Origin of the sequence: Lysinibacillus sp. NPDC056959, assembly GCF_042674095.1 — a bacterium.
Taxonomy (GTDB): Bacteria; Bacillota; Bacilli; order Bacillales_A; family Planococcaceae; genus Lysinibacillus; species Lysinibacillus zambalensis.
Genome location: NZ_JBHURE010000015.1, coordinates 1 through 16,281, shown reverse-complemented (window position 1 = coordinate 16,281; position 16,281 = coordinate 1). Strand labels below are relative to the sequence as shown.

The 16,281-nt window shown below is 40.2% G+C and carries 14 protein-coding genes and 1 rRNA gene; 1 reads left to right on the top strand and 14 read right to left on the bottom strand.

Annotation, left to right across the window (positions count from 1 at the left end):
* Window positions 1-180: 180 nt before the first annotated feature.
* The 13 genes from ACFTQ7_RS16315 to ACFTQ7_RS16255 all read right to left on the bottom strand — a co-directional run bounded on the left by ACFTQ7_RS16315 (window position 181) and on the right by ACFTQ7_RS16255 (window position 15,365).
* Window positions 181-1,719, bottom strand: a complete 1,539-nt coding sequence (locus ACFTQ7_RS16315; protein ID WP_197139540.1) for an acyl-CoA carboxylase subunit beta — start codon at window positions 1,717-1,719, stop codon at window positions 181-183.
* A 425-nt stretch (window positions 1,720-2,144) separates the two neighbouring features.
* Window positions 2,145-2,927, bottom strand: a complete 783-nt coding sequence (locus ACFTQ7_RS16310; RefSeq protein WP_386829953.1) for an enoyl-CoA hydratase — start codon at window positions 2,925-2,927, stop codon at window positions 2,145-2,147.
* Window positions 2,924-3,841 carry a hydroxymethylglutaryl-CoA lyase gene (locus ACFTQ7_RS16305; protein ID WP_386829952.1) on the bottom strand — a complete coding sequence of 306 codons (918 nt, stop codon included), beginning with the start codon at window positions 3,839-3,841 and terminating at the stop codon, window positions 2,924-2,926. The genes ACFTQ7_RS16310 and ACFTQ7_RS16305 overlap by 4 nt, the downstream gene beginning before the upstream one ends.
* A 12-nt stretch (window positions 3,842-3,853) precedes the next feature.
* A complete protein-coding gene (locus tag ACFTQ7_RS16300; RefSeq protein ID WP_031418413.1) occupies window positions 3,854-4,066 on the bottom strand; it encodes an acetyl-CoA carboxylase biotin carboxyl carrier protein subunit in 213 nt (70 codons plus the stop codon).
* A gap of 353 nt (window positions 4,067-4,419) precedes the next feature.
* On the bottom strand, window positions 4,420-5,778 hold the full coding sequence (locus ACFTQ7_RS16295) for an acetyl-CoA carboxylase biotin carboxylase subunit (protein WP_386829951.1): 1,359 nt from the start codon (window positions 5,776-5,778) through the stop codon (window positions 4,420-4,422).
* 16 nt (window positions 5,779-5,794) lie between these two features.
* Window positions 5,795-7,429 carry an AMP-binding protein gene (locus ACFTQ7_RS16290; RefSeq protein ID WP_386829950.1) on the bottom strand — a complete coding sequence of 545 codons (1,635 nt, stop codon included), beginning with the start codon at window positions 7,427-7,429 and terminating at the stop codon, window positions 5,795-5,797.
* A gap of 279 nt (window positions 7,430-7,708) precedes the next feature.
* Window positions 7,709-8,851: an acyl-CoA dehydrogenase gene (locus tag ACFTQ7_RS16285; RefSeq protein ID WP_386829949.1), complete on the bottom strand. Its 1,143-nt coding sequence runs from the start codon at window positions 8,849-8,851 to the stop codon at window positions 7,709-7,711.
* 234 nt (window positions 8,852-9,085) lie between these two features.
* On the bottom strand, window positions 9,086-9,733 hold the full coding sequence (locus ACFTQ7_RS16280) for a TetR/AcrR family transcriptional regulator (protein ID WP_386830024.1): 648 nt from the start codon (window positions 9,731-9,733) through the stop codon (window positions 9,086-9,088).
* A 433-nt stretch (window positions 9,734-10,166) separates the two neighbouring features.
* A complete protein-coding gene (locus tag ACFTQ7_RS16275) occupies window positions 10,167-11,219 on the bottom strand; it encodes a YkvI family membrane protein (protein ID WP_386829948.1) in 1,053 nt (350 codons plus the stop codon).
* Between the two features lie 192 nt (window positions 11,220-11,411).
* On the bottom strand, window positions 11,412-12,518 hold the full coding sequence (gene menC, locus ACFTQ7_RS16270; protein WP_386829947.1) for an o-succinylbenzoate synthase: 1,107 nt from the start codon (window positions 12,516-12,518) through the stop codon (window positions 11,412-11,414).
* Window positions 12,493-13,332: a GNAT family N-acetyltransferase gene (locus tag ACFTQ7_RS16265; protein ID WP_386829946.1), complete on the bottom strand. Its 840-nt coding sequence runs from the start codon at window positions 13,330-13,332 to the stop codon at window positions 12,493-12,495. Before ACFTQ7_RS16265 ends, menC begins: the two co-directional genes overlap by 26 nt.
* A 45-nt stretch (window positions 13,333-13,377) precedes the next feature.
* A complete protein-coding gene (locus ACFTQ7_RS16260) occupies window positions 13,378-14,493 on the bottom strand; it encodes a M20 peptidase aminoacylase family protein (protein WP_386829945.1) in 1,116 nt (371 codons plus the stop codon).
* Window positions 14,494-14,498: 5 nt separating this feature from the next.
* Window positions 14,499-15,365 (bottom strand): MurR/RpiR family transcriptional regulator, encoded by an 867-nt coding sequence (locus tag ACFTQ7_RS16255; protein ID WP_386830023.1) that lies wholly within the window; start codon window positions 15,363-15,365, stop codon window positions 14,499-14,501.
* Window positions 15,366-15,680: 315 nt separating this feature from the next.
* Here ACFTQ7_RS16255 and ACFTQ7_RS16250 point away from each other — a divergent pair, with 315 nt between their 5' ends.
* Complete coding sequence (locus ACFTQ7_RS16250; protein ID WP_386829944.1) at window positions 15,681-15,980, top strand: hypothetical protein; 300 nt, start codon at window positions 15,681-15,683, stop codon at window positions 15,978-15,980.
* A 210-nt stretch (window positions 15,981-16,190) separates the two neighbouring features.
* Here the strand turns inward: ACFTQ7_RS16250 and rrf are convergent.
* A 5S ribosomal RNA gene (gene rrf / locus ACFTQ7_RS16245) occupies window positions 16,191-16,281 on the bottom strand; the annotation flags it as partial.

Genomic DNA, 16,281 nt, shown 5'->3' with positions numbered 1-16,281 from the left:
TCCCTAAGCAAGTGGTAATAATAAGATGGATAAAGCGTTATAGCATACTATCGCAAATTGTATAGCCTTCACGTCTGTCCGATCTCGCTTAGAAAAGAGATGACTGAACAACATGTCAAATACAACACAAAATAAAAAAGCTGCCTCAATTATTAGCTGAGACAGCGTTATTTCAAGGTTTTATACTGGATTTACTCCATGCTTACGTTCTGAGAATAATAAGTACTTTGACATATAAAGCTCTAAACGTGATTCAAGTGCTTTTCTTAAATCATTCGGCTCAATAACATCGTCAATGATCAGCTCTGAAGCTAGACGATAGACATCGATTTCCTCTTGATATTCTTTGCGTTTCTCTGCAATAAAGCTTGCTTGCTCCTCTTTTGGGAGTTCAGCAATTTTATTGGCATAGACTGCGTTAACTGCAGCTTCAGGTCCCATTACAGCAATTTGTGCGTTGGATAATGCAATACAGCAGTCTGGCTCAAAAGCTGGACCTGCCATTGCATACAGCCCTGCACCATATGCCTTTCGAACAATGACCGTTAATTTAGGAACGGTTGCCTCGCTCATTGCAAAAATCATTTTCGCACCATGGCGTATTATCCCTGCTTTTTCAACCTGTGTACCAATCATAAAGCCTGGTACATCGGCAAGGAAAAGAAGCGGAATATTAAACGCATCACAAAGTGAAATGAACTTTGCAGCTTTATCAGCTGAATCGTGGAACAAAACGCCTCCCTTTACGCGCGGTTGGTTGGCGATAATTCCAACGGGTTGCCCATTAATGCGTCCTAGCCCTGTAATTAATTCTGGAGCGAATAATTTTTTTACTTCACAGAACGAATCTTCATCAATAATACGTTCAATTAGCTTATACATATCAAAAGGAACGTTTTGATTTTTCGGTATTAGCTCATCAATCGATTTTTCAAACGAAGCTGGTGGTTTTGGAGCTTCTACCTTACTACGCTCTGCATAGTTATTCGGGAAATAGCTCAAGTATTTACGAGCATAGGAAATAGCTTCCTGTTCTGATTTAGCAAGCACATCTCCACAACCGGAAACAGAACAGTGCATTTTCGCTCCACCCATTGTTTCCAAATCTACCTTCTCGCCTATAACCATTTCCGCCATACGAGGAGATCCTAAATACATCGATGCATTGCCCTCTACCATGACAACGATATCGCAGAATGCAGGGATATAGGCACCACCTGCCGCAGAAGGGCCAAACAGTAAGCATATTTGAGGAATTTTACCTGAAAGCTTTACCTGATTATAGAAGATGCGTCCTGCTCCTCTGCGACCTGGAAACATTTCTAATTGGTCAGTAATACGTGCACCTGCTGAATCGACTAGATACAGTAATGGGCAATTTAGCTTTTCAGCTGTTTCTTGAATACGAATCATTTTTTCTACTGTACGTTTACCCCAAGAGCCAGCTTTAATCGTCGAATCGTTTGCTAAAACACAAACAGTACGACCATGGATTTTACCGATTCCTGTGATAACGCCATCTGCTGGTAGGTCCCCTGCTAAGCAGTTCGCGTACAAGCCATCTTCGGATTGAAGCCCATCATCTAATAATAATTCGAGTCGTTCACGTACAAATAGCTTTCCTTGTTGTGCATTTTTATCGTGATATTTTGGCAGGCCACCTGCTAAAATTTGTTCCTTCATTGTTTTCGTCGTATTTTCTGTCGGTACATTGCTCATAGTTAATTCCTCCTTTTGCCCATTCGGTTACGCCTTAGCACAGATAATTAATAAATATAACTAGATCTCGGTTCATTATCATAACGTGAGGTTGATTTCCGTTACGGCTGGGCGCTTTCCTGGGGGGCGTTCGATGAGCCGCTTCGCTTCGCTGCAGGGTCTCATCTGTAACGCTAATCCCCGAGGAGTCGCCCAGCCTTCACTCCAATCAACTTATATGCATTGTATATGTTTCAAACTTCTGATGATGGACCAAAATCTATTAAAAATACTTGTATGGCTCATCACCCTATCGTGGATTTGATTTCTTTTACACTTAGCGCTTCCCTGAGGGCTCCCCAAGAAGTCACTAGCCTCCACTTTTGATGATACGCCTATTTTTAAAATCCTACTTTAAAACTATTCAAAATCTATCAACAGAGCTTTTATTTCCCTAAGTATTGCGGTGTTCGCTTTTCCTGGAAAGCAAGTAAGCCCTCTAATCGATCTTCTGTAGGAATCAGAGCATTATATGCAAGTGATTCGATTTTTAAACCAGTTGCTAAATCGACTTCAACACCTTGATTCATGGCGATTTTCGCCTGTACTAAAGAAAGTGGAGCATTTTTTGCCATTTCAAGTGCAAGCTGCTGTGCCTTTTCAAGTACTTCATGTCCCTCATGAACATACTCTACAATGCCGTAACTTCTTGCTTCCTCTGCATTTAATCGACGCGCTGTATAAATTAATTCCTTCGCTTTTCCAATACCAATTAGTCGCGGAAGTCGTTGTGTACCTCCTGCCCCCGGGATGATGCCGAGAGAGGTTTCCGTAAGGCCTATCTTGGCATGGGCAGCCGCCAGGCGAAAATCACAGGCTAAGGCTAACTCGAGTCCGCCACCAAAAGCGACGCCATTTAATACGGCAATAACTGGTTGAGCGAGAGCTTCTACTTTTGCCACTGTTGCTCCGATTAATTGTACAATCTGCTTTACTTGTCGGTCTGGCATCCCTTTACGCTCTTTTAAATCTGCTCCTGCGCAAAAAGCTTTTTCTCCTGCCCCTGTTAGTAGGACAACTCGCAATGCCGGATCACCGTTTATGTTGTCTAGTGTCGTGCTAAGTTCTTGGAGTAGTTGTACAGACATTGCATTCGCAGCTTCAGGTCTGGAAAGTGTAATAAGCCCAATGCAACCATCTAATAATTCAAAACGAACGAGTTGCGTCATATTTGACTCGCACTCCTTTCATTACGGGCAATCGCCATTTGTTTAGAGGCAACTGCCTTCCCTAGTTTCTGTTCCATAAACAGTGCAGCCTCTAGCACTTTATTCAGTTCTACACCCGTTTTAATACCCATTCCATTTAATAAATACAATAAATCTTCCGTAGCCACATTACCTGATGCTCCTTTGGCATATGGACAGCCCCCAAGTCCACCAAGCGCACTATCAAACTTCGTAATGCCCATTTCTAAAGATTTAACGATATTTGCTAGCGCTGTGCCACGTGTATCATGAAAATGCATCGCAAAATTTTCTACAGGGTATCTTTTTAATAATTCTTCTAAAAGGCTTTCCACCTGTGTCGGTACACCAACGCCAATCGTGTCACCAAGAGAAATTTCATCGACGCCCATTTCCAGTAATTTTTCTGTTACTCGCAAAACTTTTTCTGGTTGTATGTAACCTTCATACGGGCACCCAATCACCGTTGAGATATAGCCCCGTACGTTTTTATGCGCTGCCTTTGCCCCGTCCACAACTTCCTGTAATATCGGAAATGTTTCATCGATTGATTTATTAATATTACTTTGGTTATGGCTCTCACTTGCCGACATAAAAACGCTCACTTCGTCTACTTCAACCTGCAATGCACGTTCTAAGCCACGCATGTTCGGTACTAGTGCCGCATACGTGATATCTTTTTGGCGTTTAATGGCTTGAAGAACCTCCACTGCATCAGCCAGCTGTGGAATCCACTTCGGATGCACAAAAGACGTTACCTCGATATAATTCAATCCAGTTTGACTAAGTAAATTTACTAGCTGTACTTTATCGGCAGTTGCAATATGCGTTTTCTCATTTTGCAAGCCGTCACGAGGACCAACTTCCTTTAACGTTACATGCTTTGGTAGCTGCATAAAGAAGCCTCCTTATTCGATTTCTAAAATATCGTCATCTACGTTAATGAAATCCCCTTCATTCGCAATGATTTTTGTAACTACGCCATCTTCTTCTGCTGCAATAGGAATCTCCATTTTCATCGACTCTAAAATTGCCACATCTTGTCCTGCAGTCACTTTCTCGCCTTCTGCTACAACGATTTTCCATACTGTTCCTGCCATGCTCGCTTTAACTGTTGCCATTGTAAATCCCTCCAAATGTATGAATAACGCATCCGCACTCATTGTTTAAGTGCGAATGCTTTTATCAATTTCGCCTTGGCGTAATTGCCGCTGACGCTTCGCTTTCGCGCAGATAAACAATGCGTCCGGATTTTGAATTGTGCACAGGCCTGCACGAGGGCCGACACGATGTCGGTCATTTCGGTAATGCCACAGGACGTGGCGTTTTTACCGATGCAGGTCAGTTAGCCGTTTTCGCAGGATGCGAAGGTGTTAGGCTAACATCCTTTATTCATTCCTTTTAAAATCCGTGACATCCGCCGGAGGCCATTATCTTCATTCAGCAGGAATCTGCTGAATGAGGATAAATATTCTTACTTCGTCTCTGCTAATTGAGGTAAATAATATTCATCCACAAATTTAGTTGTTGTATAGCCCTTTAAAAATTGTTCATGTGTCACTGTTTTCAACAACATCGGAATATTTGTTTGAATACCTTCTACTTTATACGCGTTAAGTGCCTTAATCAGTCTTTCACACGCAATTGCTCGTGTTTCTCCCCACACAACTAATTTGCTAATCATGGGGTCGTAAAAAGGTGTTACCGCAGTGCCAGCCTCTACGCCGCATTCATGGCGAATACCTTCACCTGTAGGCAATTCAAATGCCGTAATGGTGCCTGGAGAAGGGAAAAAGGTTGACGGATTTTCGGCATAAATACGTACTTCAATCGCATGTCCTTGTCTTTGTATACTATCGCGAGTAAATGCTAGCGGTTGTTTTGCCGCAATTTTTAATTGCTCCTCCACAAGATCTAGCATTGTAATTTCCTCCGTCACCGGATGTTCCACTTGTAGGCGCGTATTCATCTCTAAAAAATAAAAGTTTTGCTCCGCATCTACTAAATACTCAATCGTACCAGCATTCACATAGCCAATATGCTGAACTGCCTTAACTGATGCATCTAGCATTCTTTTTCTTGTTTCCTCAGAAATGAATGGAGATGGCGCTTCCTCGACTACTTTTTGATTTCTACGTTGAATCGAACACTCACGTTCAAATAGTGGTACGACATTGCCTTCATGGTCTGCAATAATTTGTACCTCGACGTGGTGAGGATCCGCAATAAATCGTTCCATATACATCGTGCCATCACCAAAGAATGACTGTGCACGCTTTTGATTCCCCTCAAAGGCTTTTGCTAATTGCTCGGCATTTTCAACGAGCTGCATGCCGATCCCCCCACCGCCAGCAGAGGCTTTTAACATAATCGGATAGCCTAGGCGGGAAGCAATTTCAATAGCTTCCGTGACATCTTTTACCGGTGTCTCTACACCTTCAACAATTGGTACACCGGCAGCTTTCATTGTTTTTCGAGCTTCTAATTTACTACCCATCGAAGCAATTACGTCCGCGCTTGGCCCAATAAATACGAGGCCCGCTTCTGTACAACGTTTAGCAAACTCAGCGTTTTCTGATAATAAGCCATAGCCAGGATGAATTGCGTCAGCGCCGCTTTCCTTCGCAACTTCAAGAATAAGATCAATATTTAAATAGCTTTGGGCAACAGGTGGCTTTCCAAGGCAGAACGCCTCATCTGCATCCTTCACATGTAAGCTTTCAGCGTCTGCCTCAGAATACACTGCAACTGTTTGAACATTTAGTCGTTTGCATGTTCTTATAACACGTCTAGCTATCTCTCCACGATTGGCAATTAACACCTTCTTGAACATAAGTCTGACCCCCTTCTTACTTCACTGTAGGAACAAAATTTTCTCGTAATTTAAACTTTTGTACTTTTCCAGATGCAGTCATTGGATAGTCCTCGATAAAGAAAATATGTCGTGGTATTTTATGTCTAGAGATTTTATCCCGACAATAATCTCGAATCTCTTCCTCTGTTGCCTGCTCTTCTTCTCGCAAAATAATCCAGGCTGCCGCTTCCTCTCCATAAACAGGATCAGGAACACCTGCAACCTGTACATCCGCAATTTTTGGGTGTGTATAAAGGAATTCTTCAATTTCTCGAGGAGATATATTTTCACCGCCACGAATAATCATATCTTTTAAACGCCCTGTTACACGTATATAGCCCGCCTCATCCATTGTTGCCAAATCCCCAGTATGCAGCCAGTTATCCTCATCTATTGCAAGAAGCGTTTCTTCTTGGTTATTATAGTAACCTTTCATGACTTGGTAGCCTCTCGTACATAGCTCCCCTTGCTCATTCGGCGCAGCTTCTTCGTTCGTACCTGGAATGACAATTTTAACTTCTAGATTTGGCAATGCGCGGCCAACTGTTTCCACCTTTAACAGTAGCGGGTCATCAGCTCTCGTTTGTGTAATAACAGGTGAGGCTTCTGTTTGCCCGTAACAAATCGTAATATCCTTCATGCCCATTTTGTCGATAACTGCTTTCATAACCTCGATTGGACAGTTAGAGCCAGCCATTACTCCAGTACGCAACGTCGATAGATTAAAAGACGCAAAATTCGGTAAATTAAGCTCACTAATGAACATCGTTGGTACGCCATGTAACGCGGTACACTTTTCTTTTTCAACCGTTTGTAACACCTCAGTAGGTGAAAACTCTTGTACTGGTATCATCGTCCCACCACTAGTAGTAATCGCTAATGTTCCAATTACACAGCCAAAGCAATGGAAGAATGGGACAGGAATGCACAAGCGATCTTCGTAAGTTAAACGCATACATTCTGCAATATTAATCGCATTATTGACTAAGTTATAATGCGTTAACATAACACCTTTCGGAAAACCTGTTGTTCCTGAAGTATATTGAATATTAATAACATCATCATAATGAAGTGCTTGCTGTCTTTGATCTAATTGCTCCTCTGTTATTTGCTCTGCAGCAGATAACACATCAGACCAGTTTAGCATTCCGGGATATTTTGTCTCGCCAATTAAAATAACATTTTTTAATAAAGGTAGTCGCTCTGATTGCAAATTACCTGGTTCACAATGTTCTAGCTCTGGACATAACTCTTGCAGTGTATTTATAAAAGAATGGTCTCGATAATTTTCAATTAAAATAATCGTTTTTGCATCGGATTGCTTCAATAAATATTCCAACTCGCTTGAACGATAATTAGTGTTTACAGTGACGATTGGGGCTCCCATTTTACCTGTACCAAATTGCAGCTGTACCCATTCTGGAACATTAGTCGTCCAAACTGCAATATGCTCACCCTTCTCTATTCCAAGAGCCATCAACCCTCTAGCGACTAAACGACTTTGCCGATTGAGCTCCTCATAAGTCATACGTAAATCCCTATCTGCATACACTAATGCTTCGCGTTGTGGATATTGTTTAGATTGTTCATCTAGCAATTGACCAATAGTTTGATACACAAGTTCTGCCATGAAAATCCCCCTATGCTATTTAACTTCTTTCAGCATTCATCTCACATCTCTATAGGTGGTGAAATGAATGCTTGTTTAAGCTACTTTCCAGTGGATGTCCAAACCTGCTGAAATAGAGGAACTCAGTCTAAGAACGCCACGTCCTGTGGCAAAGACTGAGTAACCAACATCACGTTGGCCCAAAGCCTCCGGCGGATGTCACAGAATCGGAAAGGAGTGCTTTGTGCTAGCACAAAGCCGATTCCGGACGCAATTATGCCGAGCCATAATTGATTATGATTAGCAACCAATTAGACGAGAAATAACGAGACGTTGAATTTCAGACGTTCCCTCACCGATTTCCATTAACTTAATGTCACGCAGATGACGCTCTACGTCGTATTCTTTCATATACCCTGAACCACCGTGAATTTGAATTGCTTGATTACAAGTGCGAAAGCCCATTTCAGAGGCAAATAATTTTGCCATTGCCGCTTCCTTCCCGAATGGTTTCTTTTGATCTTTAAGCCATGCCGCCTTATGTACTAACGTACGTGCAAGCTCTATTTCCATTGCCATATCGGCTAATTTAAATTGTATTGCCTGAAGTTTTGATATAGGTGCACCAAATTGTTCACGTTCTTTAGCGTATTTTAATGCTTTCTCATAAGCTGCCTGTGCAATTCCTACTGATAATGCAGCAATGGAAATACGCCCACCGTCTAACGTATTTAAAAATTGGCTAAATCCTCGTTTTTCATCCCCTAAAAGATTAGCCCTTGGTACACGAACATTTTGCAAAATAATCTCACACGTATTGGAACCACGTACGCCCATTTTGTCGTAATTGCAGTTGATCGTTACGCCAGGAGTGTTAGTTGGTACAATGATAGATGAAATAATTTTTTTACCATCTTCACGTTTACCTGTCACTGCTGTCACAATAATTTGGCGTGCAAAGCCCGCGTTTGTGATCCAGCATTTTTCACCATTAATGATGTAATCATCACCATCAATTACAGCTGTTGTAAGTGTTCCACCAGCATCTGAACCTGCATTTGGCTCTGTTAGACCAAACGAACCTAATGTTTCTCCCTTCGCTAACGGAACAAGCCATTCTTGCTTTTGCTCCTCTGTGCCGAAATTGTAAATAGGCGAAGCACCTAAGCTAACTGCGGCTGCATAGCTTAATCCTGTGCCACCACATGCACGTCCGATTTCTTCAACAGCAAGTGCATAGGAAACAGTATCTCCGCCTGAACCGCCGTACTCTTCAGGAAACGGGATCCCTAATAAGCCTAGCTCTGCCATCTTTTTAAAGCTCTCTATTCTCATCGTCGATGTCTCGTCAGCCTCACGAGCATACGGTTTAATTTCTTTTTCAGCAAAATCACGTACCATATCTCGAATCATCTCTTGCTCTTTCGTTAGTTCAAAGTTCATCCCCAGTCCCCCTAATGTTTAATTTGCCATAGCAGATTTCGTTCAGATGACAGCTGTAATAAATCAATTATGCCTCGGCATAACTCCGTGACATTTGCCGAAGGCTTTGGACCAACGTGATGCTGGTCATTCAGTCGTTGCCACAGGACGTGGCGGTCTTAGACTGAGTTCCTCTATTTCAACGGGTGGTTGGATACGCGTTGAAAGAAGTTAATACCGACTAGTCGGTTTGTTTTAAATATTAATAAAACCAGTCGTTGCTGGCTTCCCCTTGACCATAAATTGAACTGCTTCGTCCATTGCTTGTTCAGTGACAATCGCACGCAATATCATATCCGTAAATACTTCTGTAATTTCCTCCATTGTTAATGGACCTGATTGCTTAAACCATTTGTATGTCCAGTTAATCATCCCGACAATAGCCATCGTTACAATAGTACAAGGTAGTTCTGTACGAAAATCCTTTGTTTGCTGGCCTTCCTCTATGACTCTTTGTAAAATATCCCGATATTGGTCTCGTTTTTTATGAATGATTTCACTATATTCCTGTGCCAAGGAATGACTTTCCTCGTAAAAAACCGTAATATGCGCTTGATACATATCAAACACTTGTGTTAGTGTTTGCAGCATTGCACATAAACGTGTAATCGGTGTCTCGTATTTGTCATATGCCTCCTGTGACTGTTTAATCACATACGAAATAAATACATCGTGAATTTCATACAACAGTTCATCTTTCGATTTAAAATTATGATAAAATCCACCCTTTGATGCACCAATGTATTCAACAATGCGATCAACAGTTACATTGTGATAGCCATCTTGCTGAAATAGCACTACAGAAGCGTCAACAATGCGTTGTTTTAATGTTTTCTTTACCATAGGCATCTATCATCCTTCTTATAACTCTTTACTCAATCACTTCTTATAATTAGAAAAGGTTGTAGGTTATCGCATAATGTATGTTGATTTCCGTTCCGACTGAGCGCTTTCTTAAGGGCGTCCAGTCTCTATGACATACGTTTTAACAATATGCAATGCCACCCTATAATTCTGTTGACAACCCCTTAATTTTCCTAATTATTAAAAAACTATGACATCATTAATATAGCATTTCTAAAAATTAGTGTCTAGCGCCTGTATAGAATATAATTATTTTTTCGAGAATTTATTTTACATAAAGTAGAATTATAAAAACCACTACAAATAAAAAAACCTACAATTACTGTATGCTTTCCATCTTATTTTTATTACTAAAATCTCAAAAAAATTCTCTAGTGCTGTACAAAAACACTAGAGAATCTACAAAACATAGTTATGAAACTTTTGGTATTCTACGTAACCACGAGATGATGATTGCAATAATTAATGCAAAACCTAAATAGCCCATTGTTGAATAAACCTTTCCAACTAATGTCGTGAACCCAACTAAACTCGCAACAAAGCCTATTAAACCAATTACCACGATTCCTATTTTAAAACATTTATGGTCAGGCGCTATAAAACGTACTGTAAAGGCGTAAAGCATTCCTACAGCCGTATTGTACATCATGCCTAATAAAGCAATAGACATTAAAATCCCCACTACAGGATGAATTTGTTTGGCTAGCTCTAATGTTGGCATTGCTGTCCCACCAACTACGTCCATTTTAACGAATAAAGCAATATTAATAAGTATGATTAAAACACCGAGCATAATACCACCAAGAAAACCGCCTAAACCAGCAATCTTACGCTCTTTAACCGTCCCCCCCATAACAATTAGCATCGCCGTACCAGCAGCTATGTTATAAGATACATAGAGGAGTGCACCTACTAGCCAATTGGAAGCCGCAGATGATTGCTCTTTCGCTAACACATTCTGTTCTGCAATTGTTAAGTCCATTGTGAAAATAGAGTAAATTAATATGATAAAAACAATCCCCATTAAATATGGCGTCACTAAAGCTATTATTTTAATAATGTTTTTCACATTTAATAGCAGCGTTAAAATCGTAATGATTACCATGAAAATGCTGCCGATCATCGGGTTCATACCAAACATTTGCTCAAACGTTGACCCTGAACCCGCAAACATAACAACCGCTACACCAAATAAGAAGAACGTTATGACTATATCTAATAGTACGCCAACATAACGCCCACCGATTTGATAGATTACTTCTTTATGAGATGTCGTTTGTGAATCTGCCCCTAATTGCGCTAGACTCATCCCTAAAAAAGCAAAGGCGATTGTTGCGACAATTCCTCCTGCTATACCGTAAAGACCAAAACTCGTAAAGTATTGCATAATTTCTTGTCCTGATGCAAAGCCAGCACCAACGATTAATCCTACAAATGCGCCACCTATCTGCCAACTTTTTTTCATAGAACACCTGCTTTTCTATTTAAATCAATTATGCCTCGGCATAATTCCGGGACATCCGCTGGAGGCTATAGGCCAACAAATGTCTTTTTCGTGAAAGCGTAGCGCCAGCAACAGCACTATCCTGATCATTCCGGCGTTTTCACAGGATGTGAAGTTCTTAGCCTGAGCTCCTCTATTTCAGCGGAAGTCACATTATTTATAAGTTTTCTGTGCTACTGTAAACAAGTCGATCGTCTCTCTATTTACTTCATAACCGATACCCGCTTTTTGAGGAACTTCAATCAGACCGTCATTCACCACAACTTCTGGGTCGATAATGTCTTTTTCCCAATATCGACTGGAACCTGCTGTATCGCCAGGTAAAATAAAATTCGTTAATGTAGTTAACGCCACATTATGTGCACGACCAATACCCGACTCCAGCATACCGCCACACCAAACAGGAATGTCATTCACCTCACAATAATCATGTATTTTCTTGGCTTCAGTTAAGCCACCAACACGTCCAATTTTAATGTTAATAATTTTAGTACTGCCCAATTCAACAGCTTTACGTGCATCTTCTAATGAATGGATACTTTCATCTAAGCAGATAGGCGTATCGATTAATTTTTGTAAAGCTGCGTGATCAATAATGTCATCTGACGCCAATGGCTGCTCAATCATTGTTAAATTAAAAGCATCTAGCTGTTTGAGCGTTTCAGCATCTGTGAGACGATAAGCTGAGTTCGCATCCGCCATAAACGCCACATCTGGGAACGTCTCACGTAATGTACGCATTACTTCTACATCCCAACCCGGTTTGATTTTAATCTTCATTCGTTTATAGCCTTCATTCACAAAACCATCTACTAACGCCACTAAGTCCTCGATTGATTTTTGAATACCGATACTGATCCCAACTTCAATATTGTCCTTTTTGCCACCAAGTGCAGCCGCGAGAGATTGATTCGTCTGTTGGGCGTAAATATCCCAAATAGCACCTTCTATCGTTGATTTCGCCATATTATTTTTACGAATCGGTTTAAATAGCTCATTGACCTCATCTGGATGCTGAAGTTCTTTATTTAAAATAAGAGGAATTAAGAAATCTTCTAGCATGTGCCAGTTCGTTTGTAATGTTTCCTCGTTGTACCAAGGAGAATGAAAGGCAACAGATTCTCCCCAACCGATTGTTCCTGATTCATCTTTAGCCTCTAAAACTAAAAAATCCTTATCATTAAATGTGCCAAAGCTTGTTGTAAATGGTTCTTTTAATTTCATCTTTAAATGTCTAATGGTAAATTCCGTTATTTTCATATTGCTTTGCCCCTTCCAGTCCTAAAGTTTCTAATTTAACAAGAACATACTCGTTGTAATTTTCTTGCTGTTGCAATTGAACAGCTGCATAACCTTGTGCAAACAATTGTTGTAATAAGCGTCTCGTTTTGAAGCGCCAGTCCAATGCTAATGTCGGGTCTTGCAACTTCAATGCTTGAAAATCCTTTGGTACAGGCAGCGTATATAAAACGCTGTTATATTTTAAATTTTCAGTTATTTCCAAATGTAAGAATCCTTGTTCATTTTGTACACAGATAGCCACAGGTATGGCATTCTTTGCATCTATTGAAACGCTTTTATTGACGTAATCAGAGGCTATATACCAGCTCACCTCAAAACGATCAGAAGGTAACCCCTTATTTAACCCATCCTGCATTTCTCCATAGCAATTTTCTATATACGTATAACAAATGCCATTTAATTTGGAGAGATTAAGATAACCATTACGTGTTTCCAGCGGATCAAAGGTCCATACCATTAAATCATAGCCCCGCTCTATAGCAATGGCTTGCTGGGCATATTTTAATTTTTCACCGATTCCTTGAGAGCGGTAATTTTCGGCTATCCCCAACATATGGGAGCACAAATAGCTTTTTCCCTCTCGAAACCCCGAAAAGCCATAGCTAAAGCCAACTAATTTTTCACCATCATAGGCACCCACAACGATCCCACCGTTTTTCACAGCAGTTAATGTTTGATGAATAGGAATAGAAGGCATCCCCCAAATGTTATATTCCAATTGCTGAACTTGTTCCAGCTGCTCGATTGTCTTTATTTCCCTTATGTCAATCATCCTATCACTTCTTTCTATATCTTTATCCTATATGAACGGCTCGTTCTATAAAGTTCGTAAAATCGCTCTCGTAATAATGTTTACTCCTGTAATAAGCCGCTCTCGATTAAAGGTCATTTTCGGATGATGTAAGCCTGGTGTTACACCACAACCTAAGCCAAGCATTGTTGCTTTAAGGTTTGGACGCTCATACGTATAAAAATGAAAATCCTCTCCTCCAGGGGTAACGACTGGTGGAGCACATGCGCTTTCACCAACCACGTCAACAATAGCGGAATTCATATGCTGTAAGGCCTCATCATTCACTAATGCTGCAACGATATGTGCATCTACAGTTAAAGAAATTTTGGCTCCATACATCGCTTCAACCGATGCCTTTACACGTTCAACACCATCCGTGAGAGACTCCATTACTTCATTTGTTTGTGCCCGTGCATCAATGCTAAATGTTGCTTTCCCAGGAATAATATTTGTAGAGGTTCCTCCTGCATTAAATTGCGTCATTTTGACTGACGAAGAGACATTAGGGTCTGTCCAGATTTTTTGTAAGCCTTCAATAATTGCGGACCCTACCTCAATGGCATTAATGCCAAGTTCAGGTCGTGCACCATGAGCCTCTTCTCCAATAATAGTCCCCGTAAAAAGCTTTGCCGCACCGTGGTACAAGGCCGGGGCGTACGTTCCGTCCCGTAATTCTTTCAACGGACGAACATGGACACCAAATAAGTATTCTAGAGGATCAATAAGCCCCTTATCAACGAATGCTCGAGCACCTTGTGCTTTTTCTTCAGCAGGCTGAAAAAGAATACGTACGGCACCGGGAAGCAAATGCTCCATATCCTTCAACACTAGTGCTGTCCCAATAGCCATCGTCATATGACCATCATGACCACAAGAATGATTCGCCTTAAATTCACCATCTACTTCCTGCCATAGTGCATCGATATCCGTACGAAATCCAACGCTCGGTGTTCCTTTCCCAATATCTACATACAGTCCGGTCATATCTTCGAATAACTGAGGCTCCATCTGTGCCTCCTTCAACAAATTGGCGATGTATTTCGTTGTCTGCTTTTCCTGCCAGCTAATTTCCGGATGCTCATGTAAATGTGTAAAAATCTCTGCCAATCTCGGCTGTAAGTTAGGTAATACTTGATTCATATTATTCAACTCCATCGATTTGCTAAAAAGCTATTTTGGAAATCATCATATTTTACGCGTTGATTTTCATAATAGTCGTGATCCTGTGCAGTCATACCTGCAATTAATGTATTTAAAAATGAAATCAGTGCTGGCATTGCATCAATCGTAGACATTTCTTGTTGTTCATTTATAAAAGTAATCGTCGCATATTGTGTAATAGGTGCAATTTTAGAATCTGTAATGCCGATGATTTCACAATGTTTTTCTTGAATTTCAGCTGCAAATTGAATCGGCTCTTTAAAATAGCGATGGTACGATAAAATAATGACCACACTATCCTCATCAATTTCTTGTAAAGCTCTAATGATTTCACTTGTATCAAAATCTAAAATCACGACGTTAGGACGTAGCATATTTAACGTAAAATACAACCATTGTGCCGCTAAATGGGACGAACCATTCCCAACAATATAAATTTTTTTCTTCGTATGCAGCCAGACGGAAGCACGATTAAAATCTTCTTCGTTAATGTTCTTTGCAACGTTTAAAATGCTAGATGCATCCTTTTCCATCGTTTTTTCATAAAACCGCGGCGTTTCAAAAAGTGCCTGTTTTGATTGCAAATAATTTTGCAAGCTACTAGTATTTCCTTCATTGAATAAATGCATCGTTATCTCACGTTGCAACTCAGCATAACCCGATAATCCTATAGCGTAGCAAAAGCGGATAACTGTCGTTTCACTTACCCCTGCCCTATCCCCCACATATGCAGCTGAATGAATACCTGCAGTCTGCATATTTTTGAGAATAAAGACAGCTACCTTCTGCTGACTCTTTGAAAGTTCCTGGTATTTATGTTGAATGACTTGGTGAATTGTTTGATTATCCATCAAAGAAGTACATCCTTTTTTATTTTATTTTTGAAGTTTGAACTTCATTCTGCATGATACATAGCCTAGCACAGTTTTTTTCACAATACAATATATTTTCTGAAAGTTCTGTTTATATATTCTGAAATCAATGAAAATGGCTGTTTTTTAAAAGATTGTTGCTTTTCAATCAATCGAGTGGGTTTGTTCAATAAGCAGGAATGAATTTTAGTTAATCTTCAATGGTAGATTTGTTTATAATTGGAACTCCTGTTCATTTCGAACGTTTTAAAGTAAAGGAGCAGGAAAGTTATTATTTAATTTAGGAGGGATTTAGTGGGTGTTTTTGAACCATTGTATATTTTCTTCTTTTTAATTTTGCTTGGTTTGATTTATATTCTAGTAACTATCTATACAATCTGCAAATTTAAATTTAATATGATTGGGCTACTACTGATTATTCTTTCTATATCTAGTTATTTGTTAATTGGTAAATATTTGGTTGATGCCGGTAATTATGCAGATAAACATTCTTCATTATTCGGGTTAGGCTTTCTTGAATTGACACTTCTATCATATCCGTATATTTTTCTTGGATTATTAGTTGTTTTAGGAAAAAAGGGTGAGCGTAGTTAGAGGCGGCTTTCGTAAAAAATTCGGTTTGTGGAAAATAAAAAAGCAGAGTTAATCTTAAGAAATTAACTCTGTTTTGCTGACTTCAAGATTTTGTGTAGCATTCTAACGAATTAGGTTATTGCCCTACACACCTTGAGGAAGGAGAGTTCTCTCGTTCTAAAAAATTGTAAACAAAAAAAGCCAAGGAATAAATCCTCGACTTTTTCAGGTGCCTAGCGACGTCCTACTCTCACAGGGGGAAGCCCCCAACTACCATCGGCGCTAAAGAGCTTAACTTCCGTGTTCGGTATGGGAACGGGTG